Source organism: Pseudoalteromonas sp. MMG013, from assembly GCF_018100885.1.
In the GTDB taxonomy this organism is placed as follows: Bacteria; Pseudomonadota; Gammaproteobacteria; order Enterobacterales; family Alteromonadaceae; genus Pseudoalteromonas; species Pseudoalteromonas aurantia.
In genome coordinates, this window is the sequence record NZ_JAGJEE010000035.1 from 1 (window position 1) to 20,244 (window position 20,244).

Annotated in this window: 13 protein-coding genes; 4 read left to right on the forward strand and 9 right to left on the reverse strand. The window is 39.6% G+C overall.

Annotation, left to right across the window (positions count from 1 at the left end; genetic code table 11):
• Positions 1–301: 301 nt before the first annotated feature.
• From J8L98_RS20885 to J8L98_RS20895, 3 genes are all read right to left on the reverse strand, one after another.
• Positions 302–664: a hypothetical protein gene (locus J8L98_RS20885; protein ID WP_210998033.1), complete on the reverse strand. Its 363-nt coding sequence runs from the start codon at positions 662–664 to the stop codon at positions 302–304.
• Positions 665–1,099: 435 nt separating this feature from the next.
• Entirely contained in the window at positions 1,100–3,058 is a 1,959-nt protein-coding gene (locus J8L98_RS20890; protein ID WP_210998034.1) for a M6 family metalloprotease domain-containing protein, read from the reverse strand.
• Between the two features lie 85 nt (positions 3,059–3,143).
• A complete protein-coding gene (locus J8L98_RS20895; RefSeq protein WP_210998035.1) occupies positions 3,144–3,359 on the reverse strand; it encodes a hypothetical protein in 216 nt (71 codons plus the stop codon).
• Between the two features lie 520 nt (positions 3,360–3,879).
• Here J8L98_RS20895 and J8L98_RS20900 point away from each other — a divergent pair.
• Positions 3,880–5,439 (forward strand): basic secretory protein-like protein, encoded by a 1,560-nt coding sequence (locus J8L98_RS20900; protein ID WP_247682650.1) that lies wholly within the window; start codon positions 3,880–3,882, stop codon positions 5,437–5,439.
• Between the two features lie 145 nt (positions 5,440–5,584).
• Here J8L98_RS20900 and J8L98_RS20905 read toward each other — a convergent pair whose 3' ends face one another.
• Positions 5,585–7,747 carry a winged helix-turn-helix domain-containing protein gene (locus J8L98_RS20905; protein ID WP_210998036.1) on the reverse strand — a complete coding sequence of 721 codons (2,163 nt, stop codon included), beginning with the start codon at positions 7,745–7,747 and terminating at the stop codon, positions 5,585–5,587.
• Between the two features lie 500 nt (positions 7,748–8,247).
• Between J8L98_RS20905 and J8L98_RS20910 the strand changes: the two genes are divergently transcribed.
• On the forward strand, positions 8,248–9,603 hold the full coding sequence (locus tag J8L98_RS20910) for a M43 family zinc metalloprotease (RefSeq protein ID WP_210998037.1): 1,356 nt from the start codon (positions 8,248–8,250) through the stop codon (positions 9,601–9,603).
• 482 nt (positions 9,604–10,085) lie between these two features.
• Here J8L98_RS20910 and J8L98_RS20915 read toward each other — a convergent pair whose 3' ends face one another.
• Both J8L98_RS20915 and J8L98_RS20920 read right to left on the reverse strand, forming a co-directional pair.
• Positions 10,086–14,099, reverse strand: coding sequence for a hypothetical protein (locus J8L98_RS20915; RefSeq protein ID WP_210998038.1), 4,014 nt, complete (start codon positions 14,097–14,099; stop codon positions 10,086–10,088).
• A gap of 449 nt (positions 14,100–14,548) precedes the next feature.
• Positions 14,549–14,977 (reverse strand): organic hydroperoxide resistance protein, encoded by a 429-nt coding sequence (locus J8L98_RS20920; RefSeq protein WP_210998039.1) that lies wholly within the window; start codon positions 14,975–14,977, stop codon positions 14,549–14,551.
• Between the two features lie 130 nt (positions 14,978–15,107).
• On the opposite strand from J8L98_RS20920, the gene J8L98_RS20925 reads away from it, so the two are divergent.
• On the forward strand, positions 15,108–15,539 hold the full coding sequence (locus tag J8L98_RS20925) for a MarR family transcriptional regulator (RefSeq protein ID WP_210998040.1): 432 nt from the start codon (positions 15,108–15,110) through the stop codon (positions 15,537–15,539).
• 191 nt (positions 15,540–15,730) lie between these two features.
• Here the strand turns inward: J8L98_RS20925 and J8L98_RS20930 are convergent, their stop codons facing one another.
• Complete coding sequence (locus J8L98_RS20930; protein ID WP_210998041.1) at positions 15,731–16,129, reverse strand: hypothetical protein; 399 nt, start codon at positions 16,127–16,129, stop codon at positions 15,731–15,733.
• A 176-nt stretch (positions 16,130–16,305) separates the two neighbouring features.
• Positions 16,306–17,295, reverse strand: a complete 990-nt coding sequence (locus tag J8L98_RS20935; RefSeq protein ID WP_210998042.1) for a hypothetical protein — start codon at positions 17,293–17,295, stop codon at positions 16,306–16,308.
• 327 nt (positions 17,296–17,622) lie between these two features.
• On the opposite strand from J8L98_RS20935, the gene J8L98_RS20940 reads away from it, so the two are divergent.
• Positions 17,623–19,236 (forward strand): ABC-F family ATPase, encoded by a 1,614-nt coding sequence (locus J8L98_RS20940; RefSeq protein ID WP_210998043.1) that lies wholly within the window; start codon positions 17,623–17,625, stop codon positions 19,234–19,236.
• 129 nt (positions 19,237–19,365) lie between these two features.
• Here J8L98_RS20940 and J8L98_RS20945 read toward each other — a convergent pair whose 3' ends face one another.
• On the reverse strand, positions 19,366–20,244 hold the full coding sequence (locus J8L98_RS20945; protein ID WP_210998044.1) for an ABC transporter six-transmembrane domain-containing protein: 879 nt from the start codon (positions 20,242–20,244) through the stop codon (positions 19,366–19,368).

Consider the following 20,244-nt stretch of genomic DNA (forward strand, 5'->3'; position numbering starts at 1 on the left):
CGAATTTAACATTAGCTGAGCCTTAAACTAACTGGACGAATGAGCCATCCCCTTGAGTAGCGTCAGATTAAGGTTAACCGATGAATGTCTAGTGGCCCTAAACAATAAGCCGTATCGACTGCTTTAGGCTGCGATGAGATCGCAATAAGAGACCCTCAATATGTGTTTGCCGTAAACGATTTTAACGGCTCACCGACATAGCGAAGTTGAATAGATTTAAGAATTTCCGATACAAATTAGCTGCTTTAAAGCAGCTAAAAAGAATCGTTATGCTTACTTGACCCAAGAAGGTTCATATGTGTTAGGTATACTTTTCCCAACAGCTATTACTTGCAATTTTTTGAGTGTGACAAGGATTATTCTTAATGAACTCTATTGTTTCAACTTTGGATTCAGGGAGAACGGGATCTGAATGATAACCGCTGCCACAGTACCTGAAGCCAGCCTCCCAAAGTAACCTTGCCGAATGCCACTTATTTTTATTAGGCTGTTTTGGTGCACGGAAATTTCGACCTAAAAAAGCCATCCTGCGACCACAATTAGGGCAATTATGTACGAGTTCTGAATCAGTTTGCCAAGCATTACCCATATTTGACTCTTCAGTTGCACGTCTTTTGAATGCCACTCTACAATCAAAACATGCAAATTTGTGCAGCAATTCCATGTATACCTAACAACTTATTAGCATAAATACCGATAAACACTCTGCCTTTATTTCATGCAGAGAAAATCAGAACTGCTAATTAATTTAATATATATTAGTAACTTAACACTTTTCCTTCAACACAACAATCATCTTTTCACACCTCATGAACCCGATAATTGACTTAACCGAGAACATATTTGACTCGTTATGTAAAATCCAAAAATTAAAAAATATAATAAATTCAACACTATTAAGACTTTACTTTTAGTTAACCGAGCGTAATCTCACTTTACATAACGAGAAGGAAAGCTGTAATGATTGAATAACCCTCTCCTTTCAGACCTCAAAAAATCACAGAGTAATTGCTTACCCTGTGATTGCCGTTTTGAGCCCAGAACTGGATACATATATAAAAGTTCAGCTCTGCTTACTCATGCTATTTACTTACTCACGCTATTTATTAACTGTTAACTGATAGCTTCCTGCGCCTGAATACGAATACACCAATATGCGGTAATAACCGCTGGCGGCATTGTAATTAATTGATTCCTGCGATGTCGGCGTTTCAGATATCGCGACTTGCTGCCAGCTGCCATTGGTCCATTTTTCAAGTTTTAAATCAAAGTCGGCGTTACTTGGGCCGGCAAGTTGTAAGCTGATGGTGCCTCCCGCATATTGAAACCAGCGGCCATCAGGGTGAACGTGCTGTTCTTTGTTTGCCAGCGTGCCTGTATACACATCACCCGTTGGGGGCGGTGTGCCTGTAACAAGCTCAAATGACATGGTGGCCGCAGCGTCTGAAATATTCTTAATCGACAAGCCAGAATCTTGGCCATTCCACCACAGTGCATTGGTGCCTTTATTGGTTAATGCATTGGGTAAAGTACTTGAAAACTCTCCTGCGGCTTTAAATAAGTCGCTATTATCACCGCGGTTAATGTTGTTTTCTGGATCTCGATTCGCGTCGGCGTGTTCCATTTGAATGTATGGTCGCCACTCATTCGAGTTACTACCTGCATTGTCTACGTGCCAAATTGCAAGCCCTGAGTCTAACTGCTCTGAATTTTGTCCTGCGCGATGAACCGCTTCAATGTAAAACGCTTCGTTTCGATTGGCTGGGTTGGTCCACTTATACGATGTGTTACTTGCCGACGTATGCGTTAACACCCCTTTAGGTGCATTGCTATTTATGGCAGGGTTTAGCTCTGTGACTGCATCCCACCCAGCAAGGTTGCGAAAGTGTGCCACCGGTGGCGTGGGTTTAAACTTATTGGTCGTGCCGATTGCGCCATAGCCCATCACGCCAAAGCTTGCGACAGAGCCTTCTGAGCTGCCATCATAGTCATACAAGTCAGGCCAATTGGTGATCAAGTGCCCTGATTCATGTACAAAGGTGCCAATCGCTAAGCTATCACGCATATCGGTGATCTGGTATCGGTCGGTACATACGCCGTCAGCACAAAATTGGGGGCTCAACCGTGCCATGTGTGGCCACAGCCCTTTTGACCAACTGCTGTCAGAATTACCCGCGTAAAAAATGTTTAAACCTTTTATTTGCTTACTGCTGTTGGTTGATAGCGTCGAAAAGTCAAAGCCTTGCTGTATTTCTAGCCAGTCTAAGGCTTCTTTTATCAGCTCTTGTGAGCGCACGGTAGAGCTATAACGGCTGTCGGCATAGTACGATTTGTTCTTTTTCGCGGTGTAGTACTGCGTAACGGTATTGGTATAATCTAACTTGCCCCCAGAGACCGACCTAAAGTACCCGCGTACCGACTGCGCATTACCAAATTCGGTGTAATTTACGTCATTTAAAAAAGACTCAATTTGGCTTTTATTGATGGTGCCTCGCTGATCAGGAAAATCAATAATGATGGTCAGGCCTTTTACATTACCCGCCGCCTCTTCGAGCGTAGTGACTTGATTTACATAGTGCGTTACATGAGGTTGGGTTTGATTGTTAACTAAAGTATGGCTGTGTAATTGTTCGGTACTTAACAACATGGCTTGCTGCGCTTGTGCTACTTTTGCACTGACAGCGGCGGGTGTTAATGTTTTCACATTTTGCACATGTTGTTGTGACGTGCTTTTTTGTGAAACGCTATCGCCTGATCCATTTTGCTGCCATTTATTCGCGGTGTCCGCCTTGGCTAACACCCCAGTCGAAATAAGCTCAGCCCCATCACTTGATACCTCAGCATAAGCTAAGCCATTTAATTGATTATCAAATATGACTAATCGCCCATCAAGTGTACGCTGATAAGCAAAGTAGTCGTTACCATCTAAGGAGATTGTCAGTACTTCTCCATTTGGCTGTGTATAATGATATTGTGCATTGTCATAGGGTATTGCCGCATTAGCAATCGTGCTCACTAAGGCTAATTTAGCCAAAAGTAATGTGTTAAACCGATACATGTTTGTTCCTCAAATAAGTTCAAGAAACATACAATTAACATTTAAAGAATAAAAAATCAACAATGCATTTAACAAATTAGGGGGGTTATTTATTCAATACGTTGATCAGTTCAGTACGTAGCGCCATTGATTGTACGGGGCTCATAGCAGCCAACCTGCCTTGCGCATCATTTGGAATATGAGTATGCTGGTCATCATTGTTAAAAATATAGTAATCAAATACGCTTTGCCAAGCCGCTTTTTCATGTGCAGGTAATTGTGCCAATGATAATAACGCATGATTTAACACATCATTGGGCATACCCAAATGTCGTGGGGCATCTCGCTATCAGCTGCGTTCATGTTATCTGAGCCTGAGGCTGCGAGGTTTAACTTATCTGCGGTGAAGATCATCATAACATTCCCAACATGGTGAACAGATGATGGTGCGATTTACCAATGTGATAATGTCCGTATCGCCTCGCAATAACGCACTCTGTCTGTGCAGTTCAAAATAAAACTCAAAAAATCAGAACCTTAAGAAAATAAACTTCTATTATGACAAGATAACACCCGTTATATATTTCAAAATACAATAAGATATAACTAAAAATATAAATTGAGTGATCTAGATAGAATAATCATCTACTTAACCCTACTTAGACACGATCTTATATTAATTTTTCATGACTGAATATTTGACTTAAATTTAAATACCATTGATATTTAGATCGTTCCAAAAGCAAACAATAAATAATCTACTTTATATTTTTATGGGTTACTAGCGTAGCCAAATATATCAAAAAATAAAAAGTGGAACGATACAACAAGTAAAGGGTATTATGATGATAAAACTTCACCAAGGTTATAAAAAGAAATACTTATTCTTAGCTATGTTAACTTGCACGAGCACAGGCTCATTCGCAACCACAGCTGCTAATGAAGACATTACACAACCCAATGCTGCAGCTATTACAGCATCGGCCCAAAATGGTACATATGAGTCGGCATATCATGCTTTTGATAACGATCAATATAGTAAATGGCTTACTTTTGACCCTCAGGGTTGGCTCAAATATACATTTTCAAAGGGTATGGTCATACAAGGTTACAGTATTACGTCAGCCAATGATGTACCAAGTAGAGACCCAAAAAGCTGGGTATTACAAGGCTCGAATGATGGGGTTAATTGGACATCTTTGAATGCCCAAAATGGTCAGAGTTTTAGTAGCCGCCATCAAACAAAAGAGTATAACTTCTTTAATAGTCAGCCATTTAACCAAATACGCTTAAATATTCAAAATAATAATGGTGCAGCTATTTTGCAATTAGCCGAGGTTCAGTTATTTGGCTACGCAAGTGGTGACAATGGTACAAACCCTCTGCCGGTCAATGAGCAACACAGGCTAACAACCGGACAATGGCAGCATTTTGGTCCGTATAATGTGGCCAATGAAGTCATCGCAACCACCTCAGGTACTGGCGATGCTGACTTATATTTAAATGTCGGTGCAGTCGCGACAACGAGTCAGCATATCTGCCAAAGTACTTCTCCTACAGCAAATGAACAATGCAGCGCCACCAGCAACGACTTATATGTTTCAGTGTATGGGTATTCAAATACGCAATTTAATATCACCATTGCAGAAAATGTGCCGACCGATCCGGGTAACGGACAATGGAAAAAGCCAGTGGTCGATTTTGTCGACCTAAACCCTGAAACGCAAGGATCGCAATTGCTTAAACGCATCATTCAAGACCCTGCGGCACATATGGCACAACGTTGCATCGACGTTGCAAAAGTTTTATATAAAGACGCGATAGAATCTAACCGCTTTAAAAAGCTCCGCTTTGAATTGCGTGCTAAAGATCATTGGGGCAAAGAATTCGTTGCGTATAAAATGGGGGAAGATGGATCAGGTGAGATGACCATTGTAGTGAGTACCACACATTTAGAAAAACTCTATCGTGAAGGCGGCAACTCAGATGCGGCTATTGCTGATGAAATTGATGGCATTTTATTTCATGAGGTGACCCATGGCTATAACAACTCCCCTTTAACGCATGATTCTTATGGTGATGGTCAAGCCTATTGGGCATTTACTGAAGGCTTAGCGGATGGTGTCCGCATTGGTGCTGGATTTCATAAAACCCGCCAACCTAATGTGAATGACCCCAAAAAATGGCTTGGTGGCTACACCACTACTGGCTTCTTTTTCCATTACGTGCAAAGCCGCCTCGATAATCAATTTATCTACAAATTTAACAAAGCCGCGAAAGACATGGGTAACTATACATGGTCATTTGACGCAGCATTCAGACAGACACTAGGTCGCGGAGTTGAAGATGTATGGAATGAATACGTTACATTCATAAATAACGGCGGACAACTAGAGTATTAGTCAGTGTAAATAACGGCGCAATAAAGCGAGTGTATTACGCTCGCTTTACGCAACGCCCTTACATTCATTGACTGCCGCTCTCATTTGAAATCAATAAAAATCAATCAAGTACAAATACACTCAAAGCCGTAAAGAAAAAACCACATTACCGACACACCTGAAACAGCTGTTGATTGAAATCTTCCAAAGCCGGTTGTGCAGCGCTAATCACATGTTTCGCATTTTTAATCGTGAGTTGTGTGCTCGTTGTGTTCACAACCGCTGAAAAAATGGGAAGTGTTCCCCAGCGCTCACATAACGCGGGGCTTTTTTTACAACCCTGCACCAGTGCGCGCTCTGCTTTGTTTATATCGTCATTAAGCATAAAGTAACTGCCAAGGATCAAATCTGATAATGCAATTTCATCATTAGGCAGTGCCAGCGCCAAAGGTTCATACTTGAGCAAATATTGTATGCGCTCATCTTGGTTATCAAAGGCTAATTGTGATTCAATCACGGCATTGGCTAACTTTATCACTGCATCTTGACTGAAGCTTGATGTCGCCTTAGTCATCAAGGATTGCGCTTGTTCTGCGTGATGTTTTTGTCCTATTGAGAGTTCAATGACCGCACTTAAAAATAGTGGTTCAAATAAACCGTTGTTTCCCAGCACACTAGAAGCATACCCTTGATACCAATTCGAATAAGTCGCTAATGTGTCAGCTGTCGCATAGTTTGCAAATGTCAGCCACGGAATACGCCAATCTCTCGCATTCACTTCATTTAACTGTGTCATCCAGCGCTCACTCCAGCGTACATCCCCTAAGGCGGAGTTCAGCATTGCTGCTGAACCGGTGAGATCATCATTGCAAGTGAGTTGATCTTGAAAACGAGTGAGTAGTGACATAGCGAGTTCAAATTTGCCATGCATGACATACCAATTGAAAAATATGTAATCGATATTGTTTGATAAATAACTTTTACTTTCTAACCACCCACTATACTGGCTCATTTGTGTATTTTGTTTGCTATACAATAGTTCTTGAAAATAAAAATAAGCATTATCTTCAAAACTTTGTTCGTGTCTAAAGACTTTTTCAAAATGGTGTAATGCGCGTTTATCTTCCCCTAACTCAAGATGAAATAGGCCTTGAATATACGTGAGAAAATGATCTTGTTCTAACTTTTCAACAAGCTGAAATGCAATATTTATTGCGCCTTGCTCAGCCAAATATAGCGCCGCGGATATGATCGAATAATTGCTTTGATGATACCGTGCAAGTAGATAATTTACGCCGGATAACAGGCGTTCATTATCAAAGTGATCTATTTGATAAAATGCCAGCAAGGTGTCGATAAACGCAAGTTTTGCTCTTTTTTGTTGCTCGTTTAAGCTATTCTCTTCAATTTCATCAAACAGTTTTTGTTTCGCCATTTCTAGCTGCTCACTGTTAGACAAAGATGCCAATGCTTTTAACTGTGTATTAGCCCTAACAAGTTCTGCAATGCCTGAATTACCCTGCTTCAACATCGGTGTCGTAACACGGCTTACTAAATTTGAAACAACTGCCTGATCAAGCTTCTCTAATGGTTGCATTTCAATATGAACTAAACGGGATGGTAACCCCATAAAAACCAGCCCCAACATCGCGTTTTTATCAGATATATACTCCAACACAATTTTTGTATCGCTACCGAGGCCGTTGATAGTCTCCAGCATATTACTATGTTCAGCGCGCTGAACTTGTGTGATGTGCAACGTTTTAGATAGATTGTCTACAAACTGACTAAACACCTCATTATTTTGTCCAGAAAACGGGTTAATAACCACTAAGTGTGCCGGTGTGTTCACCTTGAGTGCAATTTGGCTTTGGGTCTGATTAAAATATAACCATGTATAACGTGTCAGCACCATCACCGCCAAAAGCGTTACTAAAATCCCGCCTATCAACACAAATCGATTTTTTTCTCGCTCAGTTCTCGGCGCGACCGAGCGTGATACTTGTTTACTGTCATGTTGGGTTACCGGTGCGATAAGTTGATAGCCAAATCGAGGAACTGTCTTAATGTAGTCTTGTTCGTTTCCATCTTCGAGTGCCAGCCGAAGGTTACGAATGGTTTGATAAACCAAGTTATCAGTGGTAAATTCCGTTTGCCAAACCTGTTCCTTAATAGTCGCAATAGAGACCACTTTATCTTCATGTGAAATAAATAACTGTAAAAGCTTAAATGCTGTTGGACTTAACTCAACGTGTTTATCATTATTTCGAATACAGAATGTCCGTTCGTCTAATACCCACTGTCCAACCTTGAATTGCAAACTTTGCATCCTCTATTCCATTTTCTATATTCTTGCCACTAAAGCCTGTAACCAATTATAGCTGTGTCTTCTGGCCTGCAACATAAACCTTTTAAATTCGAGCTAAGGTTTATAACACAACTTTTTTTGACTATACACCTCTGCACGACAGTCTGAGTACTACTCAGACCAGCATATAAAATAGCGAGCTAAAAGAAACCGTAAATGCCGTAGTGAAGGTTACAAAAACCTCGATGATTTCTCGGAAAAAAAGCAACTTAAAAAGTCAGCCCCTTTATTTGCACAACCGTAAGAATCTCGTTAAGAAAAATTATAAGCATATACTTCAATAAATTAAAAAACGAAAACCAGTATTAAAAGGCATAAAAATAACTACTAAGAACTATTCAGAGTAAACAAAGCCAATACAGTGATAGTGTGCCCTCTTCTCAATAACGGATTGCTTACGGTTAAGTGTTTACTATCAGGTAATACCATCAGCAACATCACATGTTAGGAGTTTATACGAAATGATCAGTTCTCGCGTTTTATCTATTGCTTTACTCAGCTTAGTCAATTTGGGCTGCTCTGGTGATAATGACACAACGCCAACACAAGACAGTGGTTCAATCGCCGCGCTCATGCAAAATAGTGAAAATACAAAAACCACTAAATTCAACATTAATATTGAATTCGACAATGACGCTATATCCGCTGCCCCACAATCACTCAGCTTGAGTATAGGAGAGGTAGGTGACTTTACGCTGAATGCGCAATCTGGATACCGAGTCACCGATATCAAGGGCTGTGATGCCTCGTTTGACAAACATACACAAAAAATCCAAGTGATTGGCGGCAGTAAAGTTTGTACAATTTACGTCACGAGCAAAACAAATAGTAACTTGCTACCGATCACAAGCTCAGTCGAAGGGTATGGAAGGTTTATATCATTACCAAAGAGAGTCGAGCAAGGTAGCGACTTTAATATTGTAACCAAACCCCATACTGACCAAGTCCTCGACAGTATTCAAGGGTGCGGTGTCAAAAAAACATCTGGTGTATGGTCTGTAAAAAATGCCCAATCTCCCTGTCATATTACAGCTAAATTTAAATCTCAGTTCGACACCCCCAAAGCATTTTCCCACACCATTAGATTACCTATCGTGGTTCATGTCCTAGAAAATGAGAATTTCACTATCGATGATATTCAAATTGAAACCCAAATTGAATTGCTTAACTTACATTTCAGATCATCAGATTTGCTCGAAACTCTAAATATGTTAAGTGGTACAGCGAGGGTCGCTGTTGAGCATATCCCTTATATTGCAGATGTGGGCATTCAGTTTTACTTAGCGACACAGCAACCCAGTGGCGAAACATTTACGGGAATAAATCGTATAGCCGATCAGGGACATATAAGCACCGCAAGCATGCTAGGCTCGCTGTACCAACCGCATAAATACATCAATATTTGGGTTGGAGAAAAACCGTCTGAGCAGTCTCAGTACAGTATCACGTATCCCGCTGGAACATCAGTCGCCCCTGGGATCAGTCTTGATTATCGTGCTGTTGCAGACTATTCAAGTCGTACTTATGATCCTAAGCTAAATAAAACACTGACCCATCAACTTGGACATTTTCTAGGCTTAGTTGGCCACATAGCCGATGGCCCCAAAGGGAGTCACCATACACTATCGTGCGACGGCGTGATAAAACAAAGTCCAAGCTGCATTAATCAAGACCTACTCTTCAACTATATGCGTCACAACAATATAGCTGATGAGGACAAAAGGATGTTTTCATTGAGCCAAGCGCAAGTAATGCGCAACTGGGTAACAGCAGGCCCACTAAAACCACTCTATGATAATAATATTGACCAACAGTGATCCCATTTAGCCCTTGTTTTGCAAGGGCTGTCTAATTTTGTGAAAACCTATTTGTTAGGTCAACTCAATTAACATCACCCAAGCACCGGTGGCTTTGTTCAGCGATAAAACCATCCGTTACTTTTGACACCAATCGCATTCAGTTAGAATGATTAATCTGTTTGGCCACTCTCTAGCTCTCTCACATATGCACCAAAAACATCACGACTCATCAATTATAAGTAACTGAGGAAAGGCATGAAATATCTGACTGACATTAACGGCACTATGTGCTCTGTGTCAGCACTAAGTACATGCACAATTTGCTTCATCGAAACAATCGTAACCATGTTAGATGCTAGTGTGGGTTGTTTGACATACTAAAAGTAGGATATGTGAAATTTTCGCTATTACACAAATAAATATGATGAGTACACAAGCATATAACTTCAGAGTATATGTGAGAGACAAAATACACTTGTCTCCCACATACGTTTTATAAGTTAATGAACTTTATACTCTGGCCTATAAAATAAGTAGCCTTCTAAATTACTCTGAACCCCATTGACTGGGATAGTGTGAAGCTCAATTTGCATCGTCACTGCACCATCAGGGATGTCGATTGCACTCTCTAATAGCTCCCAATTATCAACTGTTGTCCAAAGAGACGTCGTAATTGCTTCTGCACCCCCAATAATTACTTTCTGCTCACTTTTCCCACCATCTAAATATGCTCTGCGCCTTTCGTGGGTCATACACGCGTACTTCAATTGTGCTGGGCTTAACTGAATTTCGCGTTCAGCTAACGCCGAAGATTGTGCCGAATAAAACGTGACTTTAATAGATGGTTGTTCAGAACATGTTAGAGCCTCAACGCTATCTTTAAAAGCCTCAGTCTCTAATAATCTAGCTCTGACCAGAGCTTTGACAGATACCTGATGTTTTCCAGTACCGGTGATATTTATACGTGGTGACTCTTTAGTTACACCTCTCGTTAGCTTCAACAACGGGCTATCAGGAAACAAATTGTTATCTCCTTTATAATTCGCCCCACCATTTCGAGTTGCAGATACAAATGAGTACAAAGAAGCAATATCACTTACCGATTCAATCAAATTATAACGAACGACCTTAGCGTTAAATACAGCGGCATAATCACATTGTTTGCTATCTGGCTTTTTAGCTAAATATGTTGCATAACAATAAACTAATCCACCGTTATCGTCATACGCATATGTTTTATTCCCGTTTCTAAACGATGCAGGAAACGCTGACATAATGTAATCAAAGTAATAGCTCATATCACCGTAATACCCTTTGCTTTCGTCAAGGCGACCATTAAATGACTCGTAAATATAGTTATTATGCGTTGGATTAACATGATTTGGGTTAATTAGTGATAACCCATACTCCATCGCTTGATCATTTACTTTACTTTCCCCACCGTGACGAGTGTACTCAATAAGCATTGAATATTTATCGAGCGAATCATCATGCTCTAGCTTTTGAAATATACCTTTGTTGTACCAATCTAATATTTCACGATCTACACCTTGGTAGTCTATATCCTGGCCAACTAAGGTTTCGACCTTGCGCTTTTGTGAATCAAAACGCTGTATTGCCGCATTTGGTTGTAACCAAATTTTATCAAAATGTTCTTCAAATCCTGAGGCTTTAATAGTCGTCAACTTATTTATGCATTCCCTTTGGTTATTATTTAATTGACAAGACATACTCGAGAACGTTTTATCACTTGCATATGCATAATCGTGTATTCTCGAATACGCAGACATAACCAGTTCTAGGTGCTCACTTCTATGTTTTATATGCGCCTTCACTGCGGCTAATACTTCATTCAACTCATTACCACAATACGCTATGTCTATTCTACACTTACCGGGATCTATTACTGCAGCTGACTCAGCACTCCACTTAAATCCAGCAAATCTCACATGTGTATTCGGGTTATATAAGTTAAATAAGGCAAATTGTTCTAGTGCTTCATCAATGTATATTTTTAATTCACGTATACGCGCATTCTGCTCGTTATTACATGATGTCTGACTATCACAAGATAATTTAGGCGCTTGTAAAGTCAGATAAAACCCTCTTCGTGGTGCGCTCCCTGTGTATTGACTAGCTGACTCATGTAAACCATCAAGTAGCGCACTACGTTCATTCCCTAACGGTTTAAATAAATGCCAAGTTTTAAAATCTTTTAAAGCATGGTTACTTTCACTTATTTTCAGCATTAAATGATCTTTTACACCAAATACATTATCAAAAAACTCTCTTGTACGATGGCGCTCACTGACAACCTTGAAACTATTATGCGGTTCAGGTAATACAGTATCATTCAGTGTACCATTACCTTTCACCCTAACAGCCATATCCCAAAGAGACACAGCATCAAACAACTTATGCTGATAATCTAATACATATACATCATTTTCTTTTTTGTAAGGATACATATATGCATCCATCAGTTCTGTTGCTGATAACTCATAAAAGTGAAAAGTTTCAGTATTTTGATCTGGTCTCGATTGAACTCTGTTCCTAGGCCACAGTTTATTAAAAATAAAATTCTGTGTTCCATCCACTTCGCCAGCGATAGATGCAATATGCATTGGGCTGCCTTCATAATAAGCACTTTGCTCAGGCCATGCCACATACACCAGTTTGTAAGCTCGTTGCTCTGAGATACTGCAACCATGCTCGTTACAAGGAGTCAGTTTAATACTGACACTTTGACCTGATGTTAAACTTTGATTCAAAGATGATAATTGTCCAAAATTGAACCAAACATTATTGCCATCTGAATTGCCGGCTAAATCCACTCGATGTTTTATAACACTGAGATTAGAGTGACTGCTAAGACCTGCATTTACATTCTCTGCCAACGGCTTAATTTGAACATCATAATATGAAGCACTTGCAACCGCTGAAATATTCCATATCAACTTTTCACTTGGGTTATAGTAGTTATCAACCAGTGTCGACGTATTCCTTTCCATTACTAGGCTAGCAGTGCCTGTTGGTGCATTAGGCGGTGTTACCGGATCCGTCACCTCTACAGAGAAAGTGCTGTCTGTACATGCTAACTCAGGATTACAAGCAGATATAACATATTGATATACTCCGGCTACACTAAACCCGAGCGCTTGCGTATAACTTTGCTTTGTGTCTTTTTGTAAAAGTTCACTATTGCGTTTCACTTCATACCAAGCACCTGCAATCAATCCTCCAGCTCGTTCCCAATTGATTGTGAAACCTTCATTTGTGCCCAGCTGTAAATGATTGCCCTGTAATTTTGGCGCCCCAGGAGAGGTATAAACGTAAACAGATGCTTCAGCACTCACCGATCCTTTTGAGTTTGAGGCTGCGACCGTATATTGGTATTTCCCATGGCGCGCTTTTTCAATATTGATGAGTGGTGCATTACCTACGATTTGACTTTGTACACCATATGTTTCTGTCAGCTGATATGTCGCTCCGTCCACTTGCGGCCAAAGTACACTAAATTTTTTATTCACCGGAATATAATAAGCCGCTTTCCCTTCATATTGAACTTCGATATTAGGCGGGGTTAATGGTTGCTCTTTTTTCGAAACTATTACAGTCCTATTAACACTTCCTCCGTACAAACCGTTTGGATTAACTGCCTGAATAGAATAACTATATGTACCGGCTGTGTGCAAGACATCAGAAAACGCCTTATCACTTGAAAAGGAAATAGTCTCACCGTTTTTAGTAACTTTATAACGAATACCTGGTACGCTTCCGCCTGGCGTTCCCCATGAAAAAGAAACACTACTCCCTTCTTCAATATTCGTCACCGAACTTGCCGGATTTACAATATTTGGTGTACCCGGCCCAGTGTAAATATAAAAGTCCTTTTGACTTCCGCTACTACATTGATTAAGCATGTTACAAGCTTGAACAACAAGTGATTTATTACCATATGAAGTATACGATTGTGAATAACTATTAGCGCGTACTACTGTTCCATTCACTAGGTAATGAGCCGCATAAGGGACACTATTCCACGATATAGAGTATGATTGATTTATCGGTGAATAGTATAAACCAGAGGGAGTATTTGGGTTATTAGGCACCGGCGGGTTATTTACGGTTGTACATTGTTCAGCACCAAATAAACCAAACTGGTTTGCAGTGCTATCCCAACCACGAACAATAAAGCACCATGTGCCAGTTTGAGAAGGTGAAATAGTTGTGCCTGAACCACGATAATCCGTAAAACTCCAACTGCCACCATTATGGCGTACTCCTAGCTTTGCAAACGAGAAATTTACACTAGAATACGTTGAAAGTGGTGACCAATTAACGTGTATTGATTCACCAAGATAAATATTAGAAGATACACTTAAAGAATGTGTCACTTTTCCATAGACACTCACAGCTGATGCAAAATTGGACATACACAACATCAACACATATAGGGGCATCAATACTTTGTATTTTTTAAAAAAACAAAGATTGGTTTCTGCCTTATTCATTACTCTTTCCTTACTATTATTACCAATAACAAACATATTTTTACATCAATGTAAAAAATAAAGAATTATAATACGTGAAAAACAATAAAGTTTCATCAAACCTTTTATTTAAACAAAAGTTTGTTATCAAAAAACCACAAAGTAACCAGTAGTAAAATTCGAATATGAATATATTAATAAAGAAACAACATATAAAATTATAAAGAACAATAAATAGACAATGCGTTATATAAATATTTTAGAGGTAGGCTCATGTCCTGTAACTAAAAATGACAAAAATTAACTATAAACAACCTCTTTTTATGAAAAATTAAATATTTCTTAAAACGACACCTAGATCGAGTGTATTAATAATAATCAATCAAGTGTGACAAGTAATAACTAAGATCATAAAACCACTGCTGAGACACCTAAAGACACCTAAAGGGAGCTAACGCTCCCTTGCAACCTTATACAACTGATAATTCTACAACAATATTACCACGTGTTGCGTTTGAATAAGGGCACACTTGGTGGGCTTGCTCTACCAAAGCCTCAGCATTACTTTTATCCATATTCGGAATAGATACTGCAAGCTTAGCTGCGATACCAAAGCCACCTTCAATAGGGCCAATACTAACTTGTGCGTCAATACTCGTGTCAGCGGGTAAACTTACTTTACTTTGCCCAGCCACAAACTTAAGGGCACCAATAAAACAGGCTGCATAGCCTGCTGCAAATAACTGCTCAGGGTTTGTGCCTGCGCCATCATCACCACCTAACCCTTTTGGAGTAGACAGTTTTACCTCTAAACGACCATCATCAGAGCGCGCACTTCCTTCACGTCCACCCGTAGCAGTAGCATTTGCTGTATAAGCAACAGTTTGTAATGTATTCATATTCATTCTCCGTTTATTAAACTATGTTTTTTACGTAGCAATTTAGTTTGCATGCAAACTAATATACCAATAAATTTCCTGATTGCAAATACTTTGTGTGCAAAGTAAAATAATAACCAAGGAGAGTACTATGAGCTACGAGCAATTAAAGTTAAAAAATCAGTTATGCCATCGTTTATATATGGCGTCGAATAGTGTCACAAGGCGCTACCGTCCGCATTTAGACGCGTTAGATCTAACCTACCCGCAGTATGTGGTTATGATGGCATTATGGGAACAAGACAATATAACCATTGCACAATTAAGAGAATTAACCGCCATTGATGGTGGCGCTTTAACGCTGATTTTAAAAAAGATGACGACTAAGTCTCTCATTCGCATTGTGTCAAATGAATATGATAAACGAAAAAAGCATGTAAAGCTGCTTGCCGGTGGTCTTGACCTTAAAGTGCAAGCTCAACATATTCCAGAGCAAATAAAGTGTAATTTTTCAAATGTAAACGAAGAAGAAGTCAATGATCTTATTGCACTATTAGATAAAGTGCTTGTAAATTTAGACTAACAGGGCACTGCTTAACTGCATTCGAGAGAAGTAAATTTTCATACAAAATGCATTTGGTAGTGCGCTACTATTAGCTAAGCCACTACCAAAATATTATTTATAAAAACTGCGCTGAATAGGCAAGTAATAAGCGTTCAATTCACGCGATAACTTGCTCTGTCGTGAACGTCGCCAATAAAAAAGCAACCTTTTTAATACTTTTTAGGTTTATTTTTTAGCCACGCAATAGCCGTCATTCCCGTTAGTATTACGCTAAGCACGTTAATCCCCACACTCACTTCATCTACATTGAATGCAACAGATATCATCACGCCAAAGCTCAAACCTAGGCTCAAATCACCATAGTTGATGTTAACCAACTGCACAGCAAAATAAAGTATCGCTAATGCGAGCATCTTCTGATCGCCCTCTCGGATATGCTTTACTAGAAAAAAGCCAATCCCACCCCCAATCAAATTCTCAATGAACTCCCCTACGTTCATTTCCAGTAATATTGGCATTAATATCGCTAAGCCCACAACGAGCAAGGCATAGGCAAACACGCATTGGGAAACAAGAATATTAAAACGGGTTTGTTGCTGAATTTCCATACTGAAAACGCTGTATTACATTAATTTGCTTAGCATTATCTACTATTTTATAAGTAACTATCAATTGTACTAAAGGAGGGTTTATCTCAATCAAAAAACTAAAAAAGGATACTATCGCACTCGAATGCATAGGGCTACTAACTAAGTGCTATTAATAGCCCTGTAATTTACAAAACCTAAGGCAACATAGGTAACGCAAACATCATATAACTGGTGTTTGAATCCTTCACTTTCAAATACCCGCGTTTAAACTCCATTTCTAGGCGAATGCTATCTCCTGTGCGACGATTATCCAATTCACGTATTGGTACAATACTTTGAGAGATAAATTTAACATTGTGCTTTATAACTTCTTTTACTTCTATGCTCATATCAACTCCAACAAATTCGAATACATCAATGACCATACGACTAAACTCAGTGTATAGCTGGTTGAAAATTTCAGGCGTTAGGTCATTGATCAAATCAATGATCCAAGGTAAATCTACCTCTGTTTTCACATCCGGTCTGAAATTAGATAATTGCGGGTTTAGTACCATTTGTTGAGTATGAACATTATACTTACCGGTAATTTTCACATCTGCATACTTTATCTCTACATGAAGATATATGCGTAGTCCCAATTGCGTTTTTCGCAGTTTACTTTTTGCAATAACATCAAAGCCTTCTATCGATACAGGGACATTTCCTTGGGCATCAACTTGACCATTAATTTTCAATCTCATCGAATCTTCAATATACGCACTATGACTTCGAATACTCATGTCAGATTGCGCTGCAATATTGTTTACAATATCGGTGGAGACTTCTTTAAAATTATGTTCAACCGTTGCAAATTGCCTGCGGATAATGTCGCTCACTTCGTCATACATCACTTTAGGCGCATCGGTTGAGGTTGTGCGACCTGCTGCCCAACAATTTCCTCCAGTGTAAATGACCGGTACTGCAACGGGAGTTAAATGTTCGGTGCCCGGATGTCTGTGAAATATCATCGACCGAATTGTTCGACATGAAGCTGAATTGGCGCGATACCAATCAAAATCTCCAGTGATCGCTTGAGGTGAGTTGTTTATTGCTAAATCATTGTTTTTATATTCACTTTCACTTGGTTCTAACGCAAACACGTTAATGCTCAATGCGAGTAGCCATACAGCGGTAAATTTCATACTAAATCCTTTCATCTATGTGAGCGGCTAATATAGTAAAAATGACCGTTTTTTGAAGTTACATTTGTCATAAGTTCACTATTTGTACAACCACAACATACTGCGTATAGACATCCAAGCTAAATAAATTTACCCCTATTCACTATAATTACGCCTCAATTGATCACAAAATGTGGTTATTTACAGTTTAAGTAAAGCTTTACTCGACAGCCTGTCTCTCATATCTGTATAATTCGCGACCTTGTTTAGATAGACCAACCCTGACGCTTATTGCAAACGACACAACAGATCGTTTGACTGTGGGCTCACCTTGCTTAGGAATTCATCTTGATCTCAACCGCGAATATCACCATGCAGTTTGGTGCAGAACCTTTGTTCGAAAATATTTCTGCTAAATTTGGTAACGGAAATCGTTATGGCCTAATTGGCGCTAACGGCTGCGGAAAATCAACATTCATGAAAATTTTAAGTGGTGCACTCACACCGACCTCTGGCAACGTCTCTATCACACCAGGCCTAAAAGTCGGTAACTTAAGTCAAGATCAGTTTGCTTTCGAAACATACTCGGTTGTTGATGCTGTCATTATGGGTGACACTGAGCTTTGGAAAATAAAGCAAGAGCGCGACCGTATTTACTCATTACCAGAAATGAGTGAAGAAGATGGTATGAAAGTCGCTGAACTTGAGAGCTTATTTGCGGAAATGGATGGCTATAGCGCGGAAAGCCGTGCGGGTGACATTTTGCTTAAAGCGGGTATTGAAGAAGAGTTCCATTTTGGTTTGATGTCTCAAGTTGCACCAGGCTGGAAACTGCGCGTGTTATTGGCACAAGCATTATTTGCCAATCCAGATATATTGTTACTGGATGAACCAACTAACAACCTTGATATTCATACTATTGGTTGGTTAGAAAACGAATTAAATCAGCGTAAGTGCACCATGATCATTATCTCGCACGATAGGCACTTTTTAAATGCCGTCTGTACGCATATGGCCGACATAGACTACGGTGAGCTACGTATCTATCCTGGTAACTATGAAAAGTTTGTTGAAGCATCTTCACTTATCAGGGAGCAGCTTTTAGCTGGCAATGCCAAAAAACAATCAGAAATTGATGAGTTACAAGACTTTGTCAACCGTTTTGGTGCAAACGCCTCCAAAGCTAAGCAAGCAAGCTCTCGCGCGAAGCGAATGGACAAAATTAGCTTAGACGAAGTAAAAAGTTCAAGCCGTATTGCACCGAGCTTACGCTTCGATGAAGGTAAAAAAATGCATCGCCAAGCGCTTATTCTAGAAGACTTTGGCCATGGGTTTGAAGACGAAGTGCTGTTTGAAAAAGGAGAGCTCATTTTAGAGTCAAACGCAAAGCTTGCCATTATCGGGGAAAACGGAGTAGGTAAAACCACCTTCATACGTTGCTTAGTGAACGAGCTTCAAGCCAATGAAGGTGTCGTGAAGTGGTCTGAAAACGCATCAATTGGTTACTGCCCACAAGATAGCTCTAAAGACTTTGATAATGATTTATCACTTTTTGATTGGATGTCGCAATGGCGTACAGCCAAGCATAACGATTTAATGGTACGCGGCATGTTAGGTCGGTTGCTCTTTACTGCTGATGACTCTAACAAAAAAGCCAAAAACTGCTCTGGTGGCGAGAAGAACCGATTGTTGTTTGGTAAACTCATGATGCAAGACGTGAACGTTTTAATTATGGATGAGCCCACCAACCACATGGATATGGAAGCCATTGAAGCGTTAAATAACGCCTTAAAAGAATACCAAGGTACATTGATTTTTGTTAGTCATGACCGTCAATTCGTATCGTCATTGGCAACTCGAATTATCGATATAAAAGATAAGAAAGTTGAAAACTTCCACGGTACGTTCGACGAATACCTTGCCAGCCAAGCCGAGCAAGAAGCGTTGTTAGGCGTAAGATAATACCGTGACACACGCAAAGGTTGATACAAATAAGTTATCAACCTTTGCTATACACTCTTTACAGCATCATAGTTCGAACTATTAAACCTCCCGTTTTCAAGCAATATTAAAACACCTTCGAAAAATAAACTAATCCGTTATATCTTTTATATGCACTATGTCTGTTGAGTTAATTCTATTTGTAATTTCTGTCAACCTCGACCAGCTTTGCAGCGTCATTGGCAAAACAATTGCGGCTTCAACAAACTCAAACGAATAACTCACAATAGAAAATATGACACCTGCACTCATCGCGCTATGCAATGTTGCGTACCATAAGTTAAACACAACCATACTTAACAAGACCATAAACACACTGCCATACAGTATCGCTTCTCGGTCTGAAAGCTTAATTTCTAGTTCTTTTAAATAATTGAAATGACGAACAAGTTTATATACCGAGCCAGTATTTAAAATAGTAACTTGCCGCTCTGATTGCTTATTATACGCACCATTAAGTATATAGAAATTGCCATGAAACAAAGTATAAATAAGCAACATCATAACGCCACTACACAAAGCAGCTATGGCCAACATAGGATTAAGAAAATACAACACAACCAGAGAAACGATAAATTGAATCACCGCATTTAATATCTCTGGTACGCTTTCCTCTAAGAAGTCAACGAACTCGCGTACCATGTCTAATCGCGCATTCAGCACTGAGGTACTGAGTGAGGCGTTATTTTTAACAAACTCTGCTTGTACTTTGACTCTTATTTCCCCATACGCGCGAGTATCATAAAACCGTCTAATAACACTCATCACGATTAAACTAATCAAAATTGCCACTAAAACAAACATCTCTGTTGTCTCTTTTGCCAATAAGCCGTCAATCGCAAACCCTATAAACATGGGCACCAAAGCTGTCAACGTAATCTCTACAATGGTCAAAACAGCATTGATAGTCACCTTGGTTTTGTTTGCTGTAATGATCCGATATAAAGAGATTGGGGCTATCGATGTCAT